The sequence below is a fragment of the Micromonospora sp. NPDC049047 genome (genome assembly GCF_040649135.1).
GTDB lineage: Bacteria > Actinomycetota > Actinomycetes > Mycobacteriales > Micromonosporaceae > Micromonospora.
Genome location: NZ_JBEZEY010000013.1, coordinates 122,187 through 135,485, shown reverse-complemented (window position 1 = coordinate 135,485; position 13,299 = coordinate 122,187). Strand labels below are relative to the sequence as shown.

General features: G+C 72.4%; 13 protein-coding genes. 5 read left to right on the top strand and 8 right to left on the bottom strand.

Annotated elements, in window-relative coordinates:
- Positions 1–5: 5 nt before the first annotated feature.
- From AB0B86_RS21275 to AB0B86_RS21265, 3 genes are all read right to left on the bottom strand, one after another.
- The gene (locus AB0B86_RS21275) at positions 6–2,213 is read right to left on the bottom strand and encodes a hypothetical protein (RefSeq protein ID WP_357404305.1); all 2,208 of its coding nucleotides are present in this window, start codon (positions 2,211–2,213) and stop codon (positions 6–8) included.
- Positions 2,185–2,607, bottom strand: coding sequence for a low temperature requirement protein A (locus AB0B86_RS21270; protein WP_357404307.1), 423 nt, complete (start codon positions 2,605–2,607; stop codon positions 2,185–2,187). The genes AB0B86_RS21275 and AB0B86_RS21270 overlap by 29 nt, the downstream gene beginning before the upstream one ends.
- Before the next feature lie 115 nt (positions 2,608–2,722).
- Entirely contained in the window at positions 2,723–3,670 is a 948-nt protein-coding gene (locus AB0B86_RS21265) for an SDR family NAD(P)-dependent oxidoreductase (protein ID WP_357404309.1), read from the bottom strand.
- Positions 3,671–3,802: 132 nt separating this feature from the next.
- On the opposite strand from AB0B86_RS21265, the gene AB0B86_RS21260 reads away from it, so the two are divergent.
- Positions 3,803–4,654 carry a helix-turn-helix transcriptional regulator gene (locus AB0B86_RS21260; RefSeq protein ID WP_357419515.1) on the top strand — a complete coding sequence of 284 codons (852 nt, stop codon included), beginning with the start codon at positions 3,803–3,805 and terminating at the stop codon, positions 4,652–4,654.
- On the opposite strand, the gene AB0B86_RS21255 is transcribed toward AB0B86_RS21260, so the two are convergent.
- On the bottom strand, positions 4,651–5,418 hold the full coding sequence (locus tag AB0B86_RS21255) for a TetR/AcrR family transcriptional regulator (protein ID WP_357404313.1): 768 nt from the start codon (positions 5,416–5,418) through the stop codon (positions 4,651–4,653). The two genes, AB0B86_RS21260 and AB0B86_RS21255, sit on opposite strands and share 4 nt — an antisense overlap.
- Before the next feature lie 179 nt (positions 5,419–5,597).
- Here AB0B86_RS21255 and AB0B86_RS21250 point away from each other — a divergent pair, with 179 nt between their 5' ends.
- From AB0B86_RS21250 to AB0B86_RS21240, 3 genes are all read left to right on the top strand, one after another.
- On the top strand, positions 5,598–6,884 hold the full coding sequence (locus tag AB0B86_RS21250; RefSeq protein WP_357404315.1) for a histidine kinase: 1,287 nt from the start codon (positions 5,598–5,600) through the stop codon (positions 6,882–6,884).
- Entirely contained in the window at positions 6,872–7,537 is a 666-nt protein-coding gene (locus AB0B86_RS21245) for a response regulator transcription factor (RefSeq protein ID WP_357404317.1), read from the top strand. Before AB0B86_RS21250 ends, AB0B86_RS21245 begins: the two co-directional genes overlap by 13 nt.
- 87 nt (positions 7,538–7,624) lie before the next feature.
- Positions 7,625–8,686 carry a Gfo/Idh/MocA family oxidoreductase gene (locus tag AB0B86_RS21240; protein ID WP_357404319.1) on the top strand — a complete coding sequence of 354 codons (1,062 nt, stop codon included), beginning with the start codon at positions 7,625–7,627 and terminating at the stop codon, positions 8,684–8,686.
- 116 nt (positions 8,687–8,802) lie between these two features.
- Here AB0B86_RS21240 and AB0B86_RS21235 read toward each other — a convergent pair whose 3' ends face one another.
- The 4 genes from AB0B86_RS21235 to AB0B86_RS21220 form a co-directional block, all read right to left on the bottom strand.
- Positions 8,803–8,964, bottom strand: coding sequence for a hypothetical protein (locus AB0B86_RS21235; protein WP_357404321.1), 162 nt, complete (start codon positions 8,962–8,964; stop codon positions 8,803–8,805).
- A gap of 364 nt (positions 8,965–9,328) precedes the next feature.
- Positions 9,329–9,550, bottom strand: coding sequence for a hypothetical protein (locus tag AB0B86_RS21230; RefSeq protein WP_030335934.1), 222 nt, complete (start codon positions 9,548–9,550; stop codon positions 9,329–9,331).
- Between the two features lie 157 nt (positions 9,551–9,707).
- On the bottom strand, positions 9,708–9,839 hold the full coding sequence (locus tag AB0B86_RS21225; protein ID WP_357404323.1) for a hypothetical protein: 132 nt from the start codon (positions 9,837–9,839) through the stop codon (positions 9,708–9,710).
- A 67-nt stretch (positions 9,840–9,906) separates the two neighbouring features.
- Complete coding sequence (locus AB0B86_RS21220; RefSeq protein WP_357404325.1) at positions 9,907–11,004, bottom strand: PIN domain-containing protein; 1,098 nt, start codon at positions 11,002–11,004, stop codon at positions 9,907–9,909.
- A gap of 220 nt (positions 11,005–11,224) precedes the next feature.
- On the opposite strand from AB0B86_RS21220, the gene AB0B86_RS21215 reads away from it, so the two are divergent.
- The gene (locus tag AB0B86_RS21215; protein WP_357404327.1) at positions 11,225–13,261 is read left to right on the top strand and encodes a glycosyl hydrolase family 28-related protein; all 2,037 of its coding nucleotides are present in this window, start codon (positions 11,225–11,227) and stop codon (positions 13,259–13,261) included.
- Positions 13,262–13,299 lie beyond the last annotated feature (38 nt).

The following is a 13,299-nucleotide window of genomic DNA, read 5'->3' as shown; positions in this document are numbered from 1 at the left end:
GCGGCTCATCCGTCTCCCGGGAGGCGCAGCCGGGCGGCGAGTTCCCGCAGGGCTGCCCGGAACTCGGGCTCGGACTCGTCCGGATGGTGACCGCGCAGCGGTGGCGGCCGACGCTCCCCCGGTGACGGCAGCAGGTCCAGTGGGTCGCGCAGCCTGCGGTCGACCCGCCCGGCCGGGTCGGCGGCGTTCGGCGGCGGATCGCCGGGCCGGTGGGCGGCGAAGATCCAACCGCCGACCGGGTCCGTGTCGCGCCAGAGGTTGAGCCACCGCCAACCGACCCGCTCCCCCACCTCGCGGAGCACGTCGTCGTTCAGGTACGCCGGAAAGAGCCGGGCGTAGAGGCGGTCCAGCGGAGAGCCGTAGGTGATCAGCGCGACCCGTCGACGGGTTCGCGGCGGCAGCCGCAGCACCGCGAGGGCCAGCAACGCCGAGCCGTGGCTGTGCCCGCACAGCACCACCCCCGTGTGCCGCTCGGCCAGTTGGGTGATCCGGTCGGCCAGCTCCGGCACGGCGCGGTCGGCGTAGCTCGGGGGTGCGAACGGGTGGGCGGCCCGGGGCCAGAAGGTGCCCAGGTCCCACAGGATCCCGACGTGCCGACGGAACCACGCCGTCCGGTAGGCGAACACACCACCCGACAGCAGGACGACGACCAGGACGGCGACGACGGAGGTGCCTCCGGTGAGTGCCATCCCCACGAACCCGGCCGGCAGCCCGAACACCTGCCAGGCCACCTCGTCCGGTTCGCGCCCGAACTGCCCGAGCAGACTCGTGGTCAGTCCGATCACCGCGAGCGTGGCGTACACGGTGGCCAGCCGGCCCAGCCACTCCGTGAACCGGGCCCGGGCCACCGCCTTCGTGACCTCCCGCAGCCGCCCGGCCGCCGCCGGTGGCGGCGCGGGAAAGTCGCGGGCGGTGATGTCCGCCGCAGCACGGCCTCGGCGCCGCCGTGACCCGGCGGTCAACGCGCCGCACGCCAGCGCCGCCGCGACCACGTGCAGGAACACCGCCAAGATCGTCCAGCGGTACGGCAGCGGTGGCTCCCCGTCACCGCGATAGCCGCCGAGCAGCACCCCGGTCTGATAGACGAGGCCGCTCGCGAGAGCACCGGACAGACCGACAGCGATGGCCGCTATGACAGTCGCGCCCAGGCCTTGCCGCAGCGCGGACCGACCGTCCGCCCGACCACGGTGCCACAGCACCAGCCCGCAGAGCAGCACCAACAGCACCATCTGGCCGAGCAGCGCCGCGCCGGTGATCGCGGCGTAGCCGGGGAGCGCTGTCGACGACGGCCAGCCCTGCACGTCGCTCGCCACGACGACCAGGGTGACCACCGTCAGACCGGCCGCCACCAGGCCCACCGCGCGGGCGGTCCAGGTGGCCATCCGCGCGGTCGCCGCGCCGTCGATCAGCCCCGGCACGGCGAGCAGGGCGACGCCCGCCAGCAGGACCGCCGCGCTGAGCGTCAGCAGCAGCGTCGTCACGGGCGTCGCGCCACCGGCGCGGCGGGCCGTGAGCAACACGAGATCGAGTACCGCGAGCGCGGCGGCGACGTGGATCGCCCGTAACCGCTCCACGAGCGGTTCGACCGCCCACAGCGGGTTGCCCGGCGGGCGGGACCGGCGGGACCCGAGCAGCCGCAGGAGCGCGACAGCGGCGATCGGCAGCAGCGCCAGCACGGCCAGCCGCAGCCCGACGTGCCGGTCGTCGAAGCCGGCCAGTGTGTCGAAGGGCGCCCGGCAGTGGGCCGCGCCGAGACACCGCCAGGCGAGCAGGTCGAGGCTGACCCCGGCGATGGACACCACGTAGACCACTGTGAGGTTGAGCGCGAGCAGCCGGCACAGGATGGTGACCCCGGCCGAGGCGCGACCGGCCGGCCGCATCCACACCGCCAGGTTGCTGAGCATGAACGGCAGCAGGAAGACCATGGAGAGGGTCCGGGCCACGGTGCCCGAGGGCAGGTCACCCCAGCGGTACGCCTCCAGGGTCAGCCCTTCCGCGTCGGTGCCGTCGGTCCCGGCGCGGCGGTGGAAGCCTCCGCTGTCGTCGCCCGCGACCTGCCGGGCCCCGGCCTCGTGCAGCACCGCCGAGGGTCGGGCCCCCGACACGCCGTGCACCCGCAACTCCACAACGTCGTCGCGTCGCGGATGGTCGCCGTTCCTGGGTGCCCGCTCCGGCATCGGGCGCTCACCCGTGCCGTAGCGGATCGGGCGCATCGCTCCCGCCTGCCGGGCGGGACTGACGCCACAGTGCGGGCATCGCGTCGATCACGACGATCAGCAGCAACCCGGCGTGCGAGTCGAATGCGGTGGGCACGGCGGAGGCCATCAGCAGGCCGCCGACCATCACCCAGAGCAGGAGTACGACGATCAACGGGGCACGCGGGTCGAACCAGTCCGCCGACCAGGCGGTCACGAACCACACCCACCACAGTGCCGCCAGCATGACCAGCACCTGGAAGGCACCGTTGACGCTGTGGTCGCCCAGCAACGTCCGGGACAGCCGGGTCAGCGCGAAGATGAAGGCCAGGTCGAAGAAGAGCTCCAGGAACGACGTCCGGCGCGGGTTCTCCCGCTGCTGGAGCAGCCGCCCGGGGAGCCCGTTCGCCATCGCCCCCCTTCCCCGACGTCACCTGCCGTCCCAGTCGTATCACCCGGGTGGCCGGGTTCGGGTCGGTTCCGCCAGGCCCGGCCGCGGCGCGCACGCCATCGGTCGGCGCACGCCGTCAGCGGGTGCGCTCCGACGTCGGGGCGCCGGCCCCGACCAGGTCCGCCGCCACGTCCCAGAGCCGCTGCGCGTTGCCCGGATCGATCGCGTACGCCGCCACCCCGCTGTAGTCGGCGGGCCGCTCGGTGACGACCGGAGCCTCGGCGCAGTCCTCGAAGTAGCGACCGCCGACGCCGGCCAACAGCGGGGACGCGGCGAGCAGTACCGAGGTCGCGGCGCCCTGCTGCGGGGTCTTCTGCCGCTCCTTGGGCGTACGCAGCCCGCCGGTGTGCTTCTGCAGCCCGGTGGCGATCGCCCCCGGGTTGAGCGCGTTGGCGTAGATGCCCTCGCCGGACCAGCGGCGGGTCACCTCGACGGCGAGCAGGGCCTCGGCGCTCTTGGACTGGCCGTAGGCCAGCAGCGGGTCGTACGGCCGGAACGCGAAGTGCAGGTCGTCGAAGATCACCGGGGAGAAGAGGTTGCCACTGGAACTGACCGACACCACCCGGGCACCACCGGCGGCGGCGAGCGCGTCGTGCAGGCCGACGGTCAACGCGTAGTGCCCCATGAAGTTCGTGGCGAACTGCATCTCCCAACCCTCGACGGTGCGCTCCAACTCGGGCAGCGCCATGATGCCGGCGTTGTTGACCAGGATGTGCAGCGGCTGGTCCCAACCGGCGACGAACCGGCGTACCGAATCCTGGTTGGCCAGGTCCAGCTCGCGTACGCTTACCCGGTTCGCGCCGAGGCCGGCCGCGATGTCGGCGGCGGCCTGCTCACCGGCGCTGACCCGACGTACCGCGAGCACGACCTCGGCGCCGGCGGCGGCCAACGAGCGGGCGGTTTCGACGCCGATGCCGGCGGCGCCGCCGGTGATCAGGGCCCGCCTGCCGCTCAGGTCGACGCCGGCGAGGACCTCGTCGGCCGTCGAGGCGAAACCGAACGGGGTGGTGACTCGCTCGCTCATCTCTGTCCCATCTGTCGCTGTCGCTTACGCCCCAAACTCTCACCCGGGCGGCCGGGGTTAGCCGGGTTCCTGCTTTTCCTGGTAGTGGCAGGACCAGGATGGGCGGCCGGTGGCCACTCCTACGATGGGTTGGTGCGCACGGCCGGTCCGCTCGGTGAGTACCTGCGTGCCCGGCGCGAGCTGATCCGGCCGGGCGACGTCGGGCTGCCCGCGCACGGTCGTCGGCGGGTGCCGGGCCTGCGGCGCGAGGAGTTGGCGCTGTTGGCCGGCATCAGCGCCGACTACTACCTGCGGCTGGAGCAGGGGCGCGACCGGCACCCGTCGACGCAGGTTCTCGACGCGCTGGCCCGAGCGTTGCGGCTGGACGCGACGGCCACGACGCACCTGCACCGGTTGGGCGGGCAGGCGTCGACCCGCCGCCCGACGCCACGGCCGGAACGCGTACCGGTGGGCATCCGTCAGTTGGTCGGCTCGTGGACGCAGACACCCGCCCTCGTGCACGGCCGGCACCTGGACGTCCTCTTCGCCAACCCGGTGGCGACCGCACTGGCGCCGATCTACGCGGTCGGCGTGAACCTGCTGCGCGCTGTCTTCCTGGATCCGGACGTGCCGGCGCTCTACCCGGCTTCGGAGGCGGTCGCGGCGAACGCGGTGGCCGGGCTACGCGCGCAGGTGGGCGCCGACGTCGACGACCCGCGCCTCACCGACCTTGTCGAGGAGTTGTCCGCCGGCAGTGAACGGTTCCGGCGGCTGTGGGCACGGCACGACGTGGTCGCCCGCGCCGGTGGCGGGGTCCGGGTGTTCCGTCATCCCCGGGTGGGTGAGCTGGAGTTGCGCTACGAGAAGCTCACGATCGCCGGCACCACCCAGTCGCTCGTCGTCTACCACGCCGAGCCGGGCAGCCCGTCGGCCCGGGCACTCGCCCGGCTGGCCCGGCACGCGGCGGGCGGGCTGCCCGGTCCCGCCGGGGCCGGGGCGCGTTAGCCGGCGGTGGCTCGTTCGGCGACCACCACCGAGATCCCGTCGAGGACGCGTTGCAGGCCGAACTCGAAGGCGTACTCCGGGCCGTAGGCGGCGCCGTGCTGCTGGCCGGCCGCGGTGCCGACCCGCGCGGCGGTCGGGTAGGCCCCGGCCGTCAGGAACGTCTCCAGCCAGGGCGCGTGCGACTGCCACCACTGGCCGTCGGTCATGCCGGTCTCCCGCTCCAGGTCGACCACCTCGGAGGCGGCCCGGGCGGAACTCTTCACGTGCCCGAGGACGAGGGTGAGCACCGCGTCCATCTCGACGTCGGTGAGCCCGATGTCGGCGACCGCGCTCAGCTCGCGGTCGTACTTGGCCACCAGGTGGGGGCCGAGCACGGGCCGGGTCGTCTCGGCCCGGAGCATCCAGGGGTGCCGTTGGTAGAGCGCGAGATTGTCGCGGGCGACCCGCTCCAGCCGGGCCCGCCAGTCCCCCTCGACGGCGGGGTGTGGCATCTCGCCGTACGCGCTATCGATCATGACGGCGACGAGTTCGGCCTTGCCCGGCACGTAGGTGTAGACGGACATGGTGCCGACACCCAACGCCTCACCGACCCGACGCATGGTCAGCGCGTCGAGGCCCTCCGTGTCGGCGATGTCGATAGCGGCCCGGACGATCCGGTCGACGCTGAGCCCCGGGCCGGCGCTGCGGCTGGCCGGTTCCCGGGTGCGCCAGAGGATAGCCAGGCTGCGGGCCGGGTCCGTGGTCGCCCTGCGTTCACTCGCCATGGTCCGGTCATCCTAACAACGGGGTCGTACGCCGTACGTCGCCCGCCGGCCGGGCCCGTGTGGCCGCTGTCGACGGTCGCGGACATCGGCGAGGACCGCGCCGGGTAGTGCTGGGCCTACCCGGGAAAGTGGATCTGGACGGCTGGGAGGCCCGCTCGTGCGCGATTAGCGTCAGCGGCATGACCTCGGAACTTCCCTCCCGGCTGGTCGCGGCGCTGCGTCGCCGCGACTGGCTGATCTCCGCGTGGCCGTGGCGGGCGCTGGCGTACCTGATCAGCACCGTGCCGCTCGCGGGCCTGCTTGCCGTCGGGCTGCTCGTCATCGGCGCACCGCTGCTGGCCGCCGCGAACGGACTGCAGCAGGGCCGGCCGCCGAGCGTCGCGCTCCTGCTGTTCCTGGCGGTCGGCAGCCTCACCCTGCTGGCGTTGGCGCCGATGGTGAGCTACCCGGTGGCCGTCGTCGAGCGGTGGCGGCTCGGGCTCGTCGACAACCGCCCGCTGCCCGCGTCACAGTGGCCGGGGCTGCTCGCCCGCTACCGCAGCGCCGCGACCTGGCGCGAGGTCGCGTACCTGTTCTGGCTGGGCGGGTTCGTGCCTGTCGCGTACTGGGTCTTCCTGCTGCTGGTGCTGCTCGATCTCGGGATGATCACCAGCCCCTGGCTGGCCGACGCCGCCGAACCGGTTGTCGTCTGGCGGCCGATCGAGAGCACCGGCGAGGCCATCCCGTACGCGATCGTGGCGGTGCTGCTGCTGCCGGTCTTCTTCTACGCGGCTGGTCTGCTCGCCGCCGCCCAGGCCGTCGTGGCCCGGTGGGCACTGGCCTCGCCGGTCGACACGGCGGCGCTGCGCGAGGTCGCCCGGTCACGCACCCGGCTGGTCGGCGCGTACGAGGCGGAACGGCGCCGGATCGAACGGGACCTGCACGACGGCGCACAACCACGACTGACAAGCCTCAGCCTTCAGTTGGGTCTGGCGCGGTTGGACGTACCCGAGGACTCCCCGGCCGCCCGACCCCTCGCGGTGGCGCACGACCAGGCCCGGGGCCTGATGGCGATGTTGCGTCAGTTGGTGCACGGCATCCGTCCGCAGAGCCTCACCGACCTCGGCCTGGCCGGTGCCGTCAGGGAACTGGCGGACGCTGCCACCATCGGTGTCACAGTGCACGCCGACCTCGACGGCGAGTTGCCGGAGATCGTCGAGACCACCGCCTACTTCGTGGTGTCCGAGGCACTGGGCAACGTGGCCCGGCACGCCGGGGCGACGCACGCCGAGGTTCGCCTCGGCCGGGCCGGTGGGGACCTCGTCGTCGAGGTGACCGACGACGGTCGTGGCGGTGCCGACCCTGCCCGGGGCACCGGCCTGACCGGTCTCGCCGACCGGGTGGCCGCCGTGGACGGCCGGCTGCTGCTGTCCAGCCCGCCCGGCGGGCCTACAGTGGTTCGGGTGGAACTGCCGTGTCGTCGATGACCCGAGTGGTCCTCGCGGAGGACGAGGTGCTGCTGCGGGAGGGCCTTGTCGCGCTGCTGACCCGCTTCGAGTTCACTGTCTGCGCCGCCGTCGGCTCCGCGCCCGAGCTGCTGGACGCGGCCCGCGCGCACGAACCGGACCTGGTGCTCACCGACATCCGGATGCCGCCGGGCCGCCACGACGACGGGCTCCGGGCGGCCGTCGCGTTACGCGCCGGACGACAGCACCTGCCGGTGGTGGTGCTCAGCCAGTACGTGCAGACCGGGTACGCGGCGGCGCTGCTGGACAGCGGCGACGGTCAGCGGGTGGGCTACCTGCTCAAGGACCGGGTGGCCGAGGTCACCGAGTTCGTCGACACGCTGCGCCGGGTCGCCGCCGGCGGCACCGCCATCGACCCGGACGTGGTGCGGCAGCTGCTGCACCGCCCGCGCGATCCGCTCGGCGCGCTCTCCGCCCGGGAACGCGAGGTGCTCGCGCTGCTGGCCGAGGGCCGGTCGAACGTGTCGATCGCCGGCCGACTGCACGTCAGCGAGGCGGCGGTCGGCAAGCACGTCGGCAACATCCTGCTGAAGCTCGATCTACCGCCGAGCGACGACACCAACCGTCGGGTGCTCGCGGTGCTCACCTACCTGCGCCGCAACCCGGCGGGCTGACCAGGGCGGGGCCGAGGTCGGGGCGTAGATTCGGCAAACGGTACCGCCGCCGCTGAGGGGCGCGGGCCGGCGAGACGGGGGTACGGCATGGCGGAGGCGTTGCGGGTCGGTCTGCTGGGGTACGGGCTGGCCGGTCGGGTGTTCCACGCACCGTTGATCGCCGCCACCCCGGGGCTGCGGCTCGACGCGATCGTGACCCGCGATCCGCAGCGGCGCGAGCAGGCCCGGCAGCACTTCCCGGACGCCCGCCTGGTCGACGACGCCGACGAGCTGTGGCGTACGCCGGGGATGCTGGACCTGGTCGTGGTGGCGACGCCGAACCGGCAGCACGTGCCGCTGGCCCGAGCGGCACTCGCCGCCGGGCTGCCGGTAGTGGTCGACAAGCCGCTCACCCCGACCGCGGCGGAGGGGCGCGCCCTGATCGACGAGGCGACCGAGCGAGGGGTGCCCCTGACGGTCTTCCAGAACCGGCGTTGGGATGGCGACTTCCTGACCGCCCGCCGGTTGGTGGAGCAGGGCGAGTTGGGGCGGGTGCTGCGCTTCGAGTCCCGCTTTGAGCGGTTCCGTCCGACGATCAAGCCGGGCTGGCGGGAGCTTGCCGGCCCCGAGGAGGCCGGCGGCGCCCTCTTCGACCTCGGCGCCCACCTCGTCGACCAGGCGGTGCAACTGTTCGGCCGGGTCGACCGGGTCTACGCGGAGGTGGACCGGCGGCGCGCGGGGGCGGCCGTCGACGACGACGCCTTCGTGGCGTTGACCCACGCCAACGGGGTGCGCTCGCACCTGTGGATGGGCGCGGTGACCGCTCAGCTCGGCCCCCGGCTGCGGGTGCTCGGCGACCGGGCCGGCTACACGACGTACGGCCTCGACGTGCAGGAGGCGGCGCTGCACGACGGAGGCCGACCGGGCCAGCCGGGTTGGGGCGAGGTCCCGCCGGAGCGGTACGGCATGCTCGGCGTGGATGGTGCCCTGCGGCCGGTGCCGACCGAGCCGGGCGCGTACCAGAGCTTCTACGCGCAGGTGGCGGCGGCGCTACGCGACGGCACGCCGATGCCGGTGGACCCCCGCGACTCGGTCGCGACCGTCGAGTTGATCGAGCTGGCGCACCGGTCGGCGGCCGAGGGTGTGGTGCTGCCCGTCCCGGCCGGCTGACCAGCGCGGGCGACGGACCGCCACGCCGCGCCACACGCCGATGATCGACTCGGTTTCCGTGATGTCGCGGTGTCAGACCTGCCCGGACACACCGATTTCACCGAAGCCGAGTGGATCTACTTGTCCGTGTCCCGCTCGGAGGGGGCATCGTCCGGCGCCCGGGCGTCGTCGTCGGTAAGCGCGTCGTCCGATGAGGTGGTGAGGTCGCCGAGCCGCCGCTCGGCCTCCCGGGCCTCCTCGTCGAGCCTCGAATTCTCGTCGTCGGGACCTTGCGACATGAGCGACCTCCATTGGGCACGACCGGCCGACCTCCGGGTACCCCGCCCGACAACGGGAACACCGGCCGCATGCCCACTCGATCACCGGTCACGGAGGTGGTCAGCGCCGCACGTCAACTGATCAAGGAGATCCAGTGTTCCGGGCGGCCCACCGACCACGGCCTGAACTGCCCACAGTTTGATTGCGTATCGGCGCTGATGGCGGACGTCGCTTCGGTAATGCTCCAGAAGCGGTGAGTCGCGGGCCGCGCGTCGTTGACGAGGCGAGCCGAGCGCCGGGCGCGAGGCGAGCCGAGCGCCGGGCCGGCCGGGGAGCGCACCGGGCGGAAGCCCAGGAGCGTTGCCGGCCCGGCCCGGTGCCGGATCAGCGCTGCTTCAGCTCGCGCCAGGATGGGTGGGTGCCGCGCCACGCATCGGCGAGGATGGCCGCCGAGGCCCGGCTTGGGCACTGCTGCACCCGCTCACGACCCGACGCCCCACCGATCTGGGCGCGGACCTCCCAACCCTGCCCGTCAGTACGGATATACACGTCCCGGCGCCCGCGCGGGGTCGTGTCTCCGTTCCACCAATGCTCCTCGACCTTCATTCGCCGACCGTATAGCAAATTCTGCGCCGGGGGTACGGCGCAGGTGGGCGGATACCGGGGCGATAGCCGTAATTCCGGCGCATTTCGGCCTATGCGTTGACGATGAGGACCCGCAACGGCAGGTCTTCCCCGTCCTGAGCGACCAATCAGGGGTCACTCATGTGTCGCCGTGCACCCCGGCCAGGGTGTTCGCCAACGCGTCCTGCCTGGCCGGGCCGAGGTGCGAGCCACCCTCGGCCGTGATCTGAATGTCACCGGGCGTGAACGGCGGCGGGAACACCACCCGCACGGCCGGGCCGAACGGGACGCCGAGCTCGGCAGCGGTCGGTGCGATGCCGGGCGCCGGGGCGGGACGCTCAGCCCTGGGTGGTGAGCAGGTAGTCGTCGGCTTCGGGGCTCCACCTTAGGTCGACAGCGCCGCCGGTGGCCGCGGCCTTGCAGAATTGCAGAAAGCTGCGGTAGCCGAGCTTCTTCTCGCTGAAGTCGGGCCGGGCTCGCCGCAGCTGGTTCTTCAACCCGGACAGCGCCACCGGGTTACCGCTGCTGCCGAGTTCGGCGACCACGCCACGGAGCAGGCCGAACGCCACCTCCCGGTCGCCGTGCTCGGGTAGCGAGACCTCGGGATCGCCCTTCGCCGGCCCCTCGGCCAACTCGATCACCGTGTGCTCGGCGAGGTGCCGCAGCAGTTCGCCAAAGGTGCGGAAACCGTAGTCGGACTCACTGAACGTCGGGTCCTTGCGCAGCAGGGTGCGCTTGAGCCGGGACGCGGTGACCTCACCGTTGGCGCTGCCCTGCAACCCGGCCACCGTCTGGGCGACGAGCACGGCGAGCGCGTCCACGTCCCGTTCGGGCTCCTCGCCGGCCGGTCGACGGCCCACCTCCGGCTCCGGCTCCCGCTCAAGCTCCGGCTCGGACGGGCGCTGGTCGGTGCCGGCCTGCCGGGTCGGACGACCGCGCCGGCCGCGGGTGGGCGGGATGTCCACGCCTTCCAACCGGTCGTAGTAGAGGAACTCGTCGCAGGCCGGCGGCAGCAGCGCCGAGGTGGACCCCTCGACTCCGACGCCGATGACCCGCTTGTTCAACTCGCGAAGCTTGTGCACGAGGGGGGTGAAGTCGCTGTCGCCGCTGCAGATCACGAAGGTGGAGATGTAGTCGCGCTCGAAGGCCAACTCGATGGCGTCGACTGCCATCTTGATGTCCGCGGCGTTCTTCCGGGACGCGCCCATCCGCTGCGGGATCTCGATCAGCTCGACGTGGGACCGGGTGAGCATGCGGCGGTCCTCGTCGAAGTAGGACCAGTCGGCGTACGCGCGGCGGACCACCACCCGACCCCGCTCGGCGAGCGCGTCAGCGATCGGCCGGAAGTCGAAGTCCGCGCCACCACGGTGGTCGCGCGCCCCCAACGCGAGGTTCTCGTAGTCGAGGAACAGGGCGATCCGGTCTTCTTGATCCACGCGCCCAGGGTACGCGGGCCGCGAGCGGTAGGGGCGCAGGCGAGGCGCGACACCCCAACTCGTCAACCGTCCATTTCTTGCGATCTTATAGTCGCCAATTTTCGCTGTTCGATTGTTCTCTTGCAGAGCGCTGTTCGGTGCTGCATCATGACGATCAATGTCGGGCGTCGGGGGAAACGCCGGGCGGACCTCCACCACCACCCACCCAGGAGGGTCACCGATGATTCGCAGACTCCTGCCCGCCCGGGGACGCCCCGGCCGACCGGCCGGCACCGCCGTGGCGTTCGCGGCCGGCCTGGCCGTGCTTGTCGTCGGGCCCACCGGGGCCGTCGCCGGGCCAGCCGCGCCCGCCGGCACTCAGCCGGTGGTCACCCGTGCCGCCCTCGATCCGGCCCTTGTCGCCGGGCGCGGCGCCGACGTCGACTTCGTCGAACAGGAGGCGGAGAACGCGCGCACCACCGGCGAGATCATCGGCCCCGACCGGTCGGCCTACACACTGCCCGCCGAAGCCTCCGGCCGCCGGGCGGTCCGGCTCACCCCCGGTGAGTACGTGGAGTTCGTCCTCCCCAACGCGGCGAACGGGATCACCGTGCGGTACAGCATCCCGGACGCACCGCAGGGCGGTGGGATCACCGCGCCGCTGCGCGTGGACGTCAATGGCAAGCACGTGCGCACCATGACGCTCACCTCGCAGTACTCGTGGCTCTACAACCAGTACCCGTTCACCAACGACCCCACGGCCGGGCTGCTGCACCCGGACTGGTGGATCACCGAGTGCCAGTGCGTGCCGGCGGCCACCACGCCGTACCCGAGCATCACCACGCCGTTTCGGCCCACCCACTTCTACGACGAGCAGCGACTGCTGCTCGGGCGCACCTACCGCGCCGGTGACCGGATCCGGCTGACCGCGCCAGCCGGCAGCGCCGCCGCCTGGACCGTCATCGACCTGCTCGACTCCGAACGTGTCGCGCCGCCGCGCGTCCGGCTGCTCGCGGCGAACGTGCTCGCCTTCGGCGCCGACCCCACCGGCCGACGGGACTCCGCCGACGCGCTGGACCGGGCCATCACCTTCGCCCGGCGGGCCCACCTCAAGGTCTACCTCCCGCCGGGCACCTACCAGGTCAACCGGCACATCGTCGTCGACGACGTGACTATCGAGGGCGCCGGCAGCTGGCACACCATCATCAAGGGCCGAGAGGTCGCCCTACCCACGCCCGCGCCGGACGGCTCGGTGCACACCGGCGTCGGGTTCTACGGTCGCGACGCCGCCGACGGGGGCAGCCGCAACGTCCACCTCTCCGGTTTCACGATCGAGGGAGACGTCCGGGAGCGCATCGACACCGACCAGGTGAACGCGATCGGTGGAGCCATGAGCGACTCCACTATCGACGGACTCTACCTGCGCCACACCAAGGCCGGCCTGTGGTTCGACGGGCCGATGCGCAACGTCCGGGTCACCAACACCATCGTCGTCGACCAGATCGCCGACGCGCTCAACTTCCACACCGGCGTGACCGACTCACTGGTGGCGCACAACTTCGTCCGCAACACCGGTGACGACGGGCTGGCGATGTGGTCGGAGAAGACGGCCAACGCCCGCAACACGTTCGACCACAACACCGTGCAGTCACCGACGCTCGCCAACGGCATCGCCATCTACGGCGGCACGGACACCACCGTCTCGCACAACCTCGTCGCCGACCCGGTCCGTGAGGGCAGCGGCATCCACGTCGGGGCCCGCTTCGGCGCGGAACCCTTCAGCGGGCACCTGCGGATCACCAACAACAGCACCGCCCGCGCCGGGACGTACGAGTTGAACTGGAACATCGGGCTGGGCGCCATCTGGTTCTTCGCCCTGGACCGCAGCATCGACGCGGCCATCGAGGTGACCGGCGACGCGTACCTCGACAGCACGTACAACGCGATGATGCTGGTCAGCGACTGGCCGGTGAAGGACCTCTACTCGATCTCCAACGTACGGTTCCGGGACATCCGGGTCGACGGCACCGGCACCTCGGTGGTCAGCGCCCGCTCGGCCGGATCCGCCTCGTTCGCGAACGTGGACGCCCGCCACGTGGGCGCGGTGGGTGTCAACAACTGCGGTTCGTTCCACTTCACGCCGGCCGGTTCGGAGTTCACAGTGACCGACCTGGGCGGCAACGACGGCGGGTGGCTCGCACCGTGGCTGCTGCCCAACACCATCACCTGCGACGACCGGCCGCCGGTGACACCGCCCCCGCCTCCGGCGCGGTGGTGAACGCGGTGGGCGGTCCGACTCATCGGGCCGCCCACCGC

Excerpts from the sequence above, each read along its gene's own strand:
- AB0B86_RS21275 (WP_357404305.1), bottom strand. The coding sequence starts at position 2,213 with ATGCGCCCGATCCGCTACGGCACGGGTGAGCGCCCGATGCCGGAGCGG.
- AB0B86_RS21270 (WP_357404307.1), bottom strand. The coding sequence starts at position 2,607 with ATGGCGAACGGGCTCCCCGGGCGGCTGCTCCAGCAGCGGGAGAACCCG.
- AB0B86_RS21265 (WP_357404309.1), bottom strand. The coding sequence starts at position 3,670 with ATGAGCGAGCGAGTCACCACCCCGTTCGGTTTCGCCTCGACGGCCGAC.
- AB0B86_RS21255 (WP_357404313.1), bottom strand. The coding sequence starts at position 5,418 with ATGGCGAGTGAACGCAGGGCGACCACGGACCCGGCCCGCAGCCTGGCT.
- AB0B86_RS21250 (WP_357404315.1), top strand. The coding sequence starts at position 5,598 with ATGACCTCGGAACTTCCCTCCCGGCTGGTCGCGGCGCTGCGTCGCCGC.
- AB0B86_RS21240 (WP_357404319.1), top strand. The coding sequence starts at position 7,625 with ATGGCGGAGGCGTTGCGGGTCGGTCTGCTGGGGTACGGGCTGGCCGGT.
- AB0B86_RS21235 (WP_357404321.1), bottom strand. The coding sequence starts at position 8,964 with ATGTCGCAAGGTCCCGACGACGAGAATTCGAGGCTCGACGAGGAGGCC.
- AB0B86_RS21230 (WP_030335934.1), bottom strand. The coding sequence starts at position 9,550 with ATGAAGGTCGAGGAGCATTGGTGGAACGGAGACACGACCCCGCGCGGG.
- AB0B86_RS21215 (WP_357404327.1), top strand. The coding sequence starts at position 11,225 with ATGATTCGCAGACTCCTGCCCGCCCGGGGACGCCCCGGCCGACCGGCC.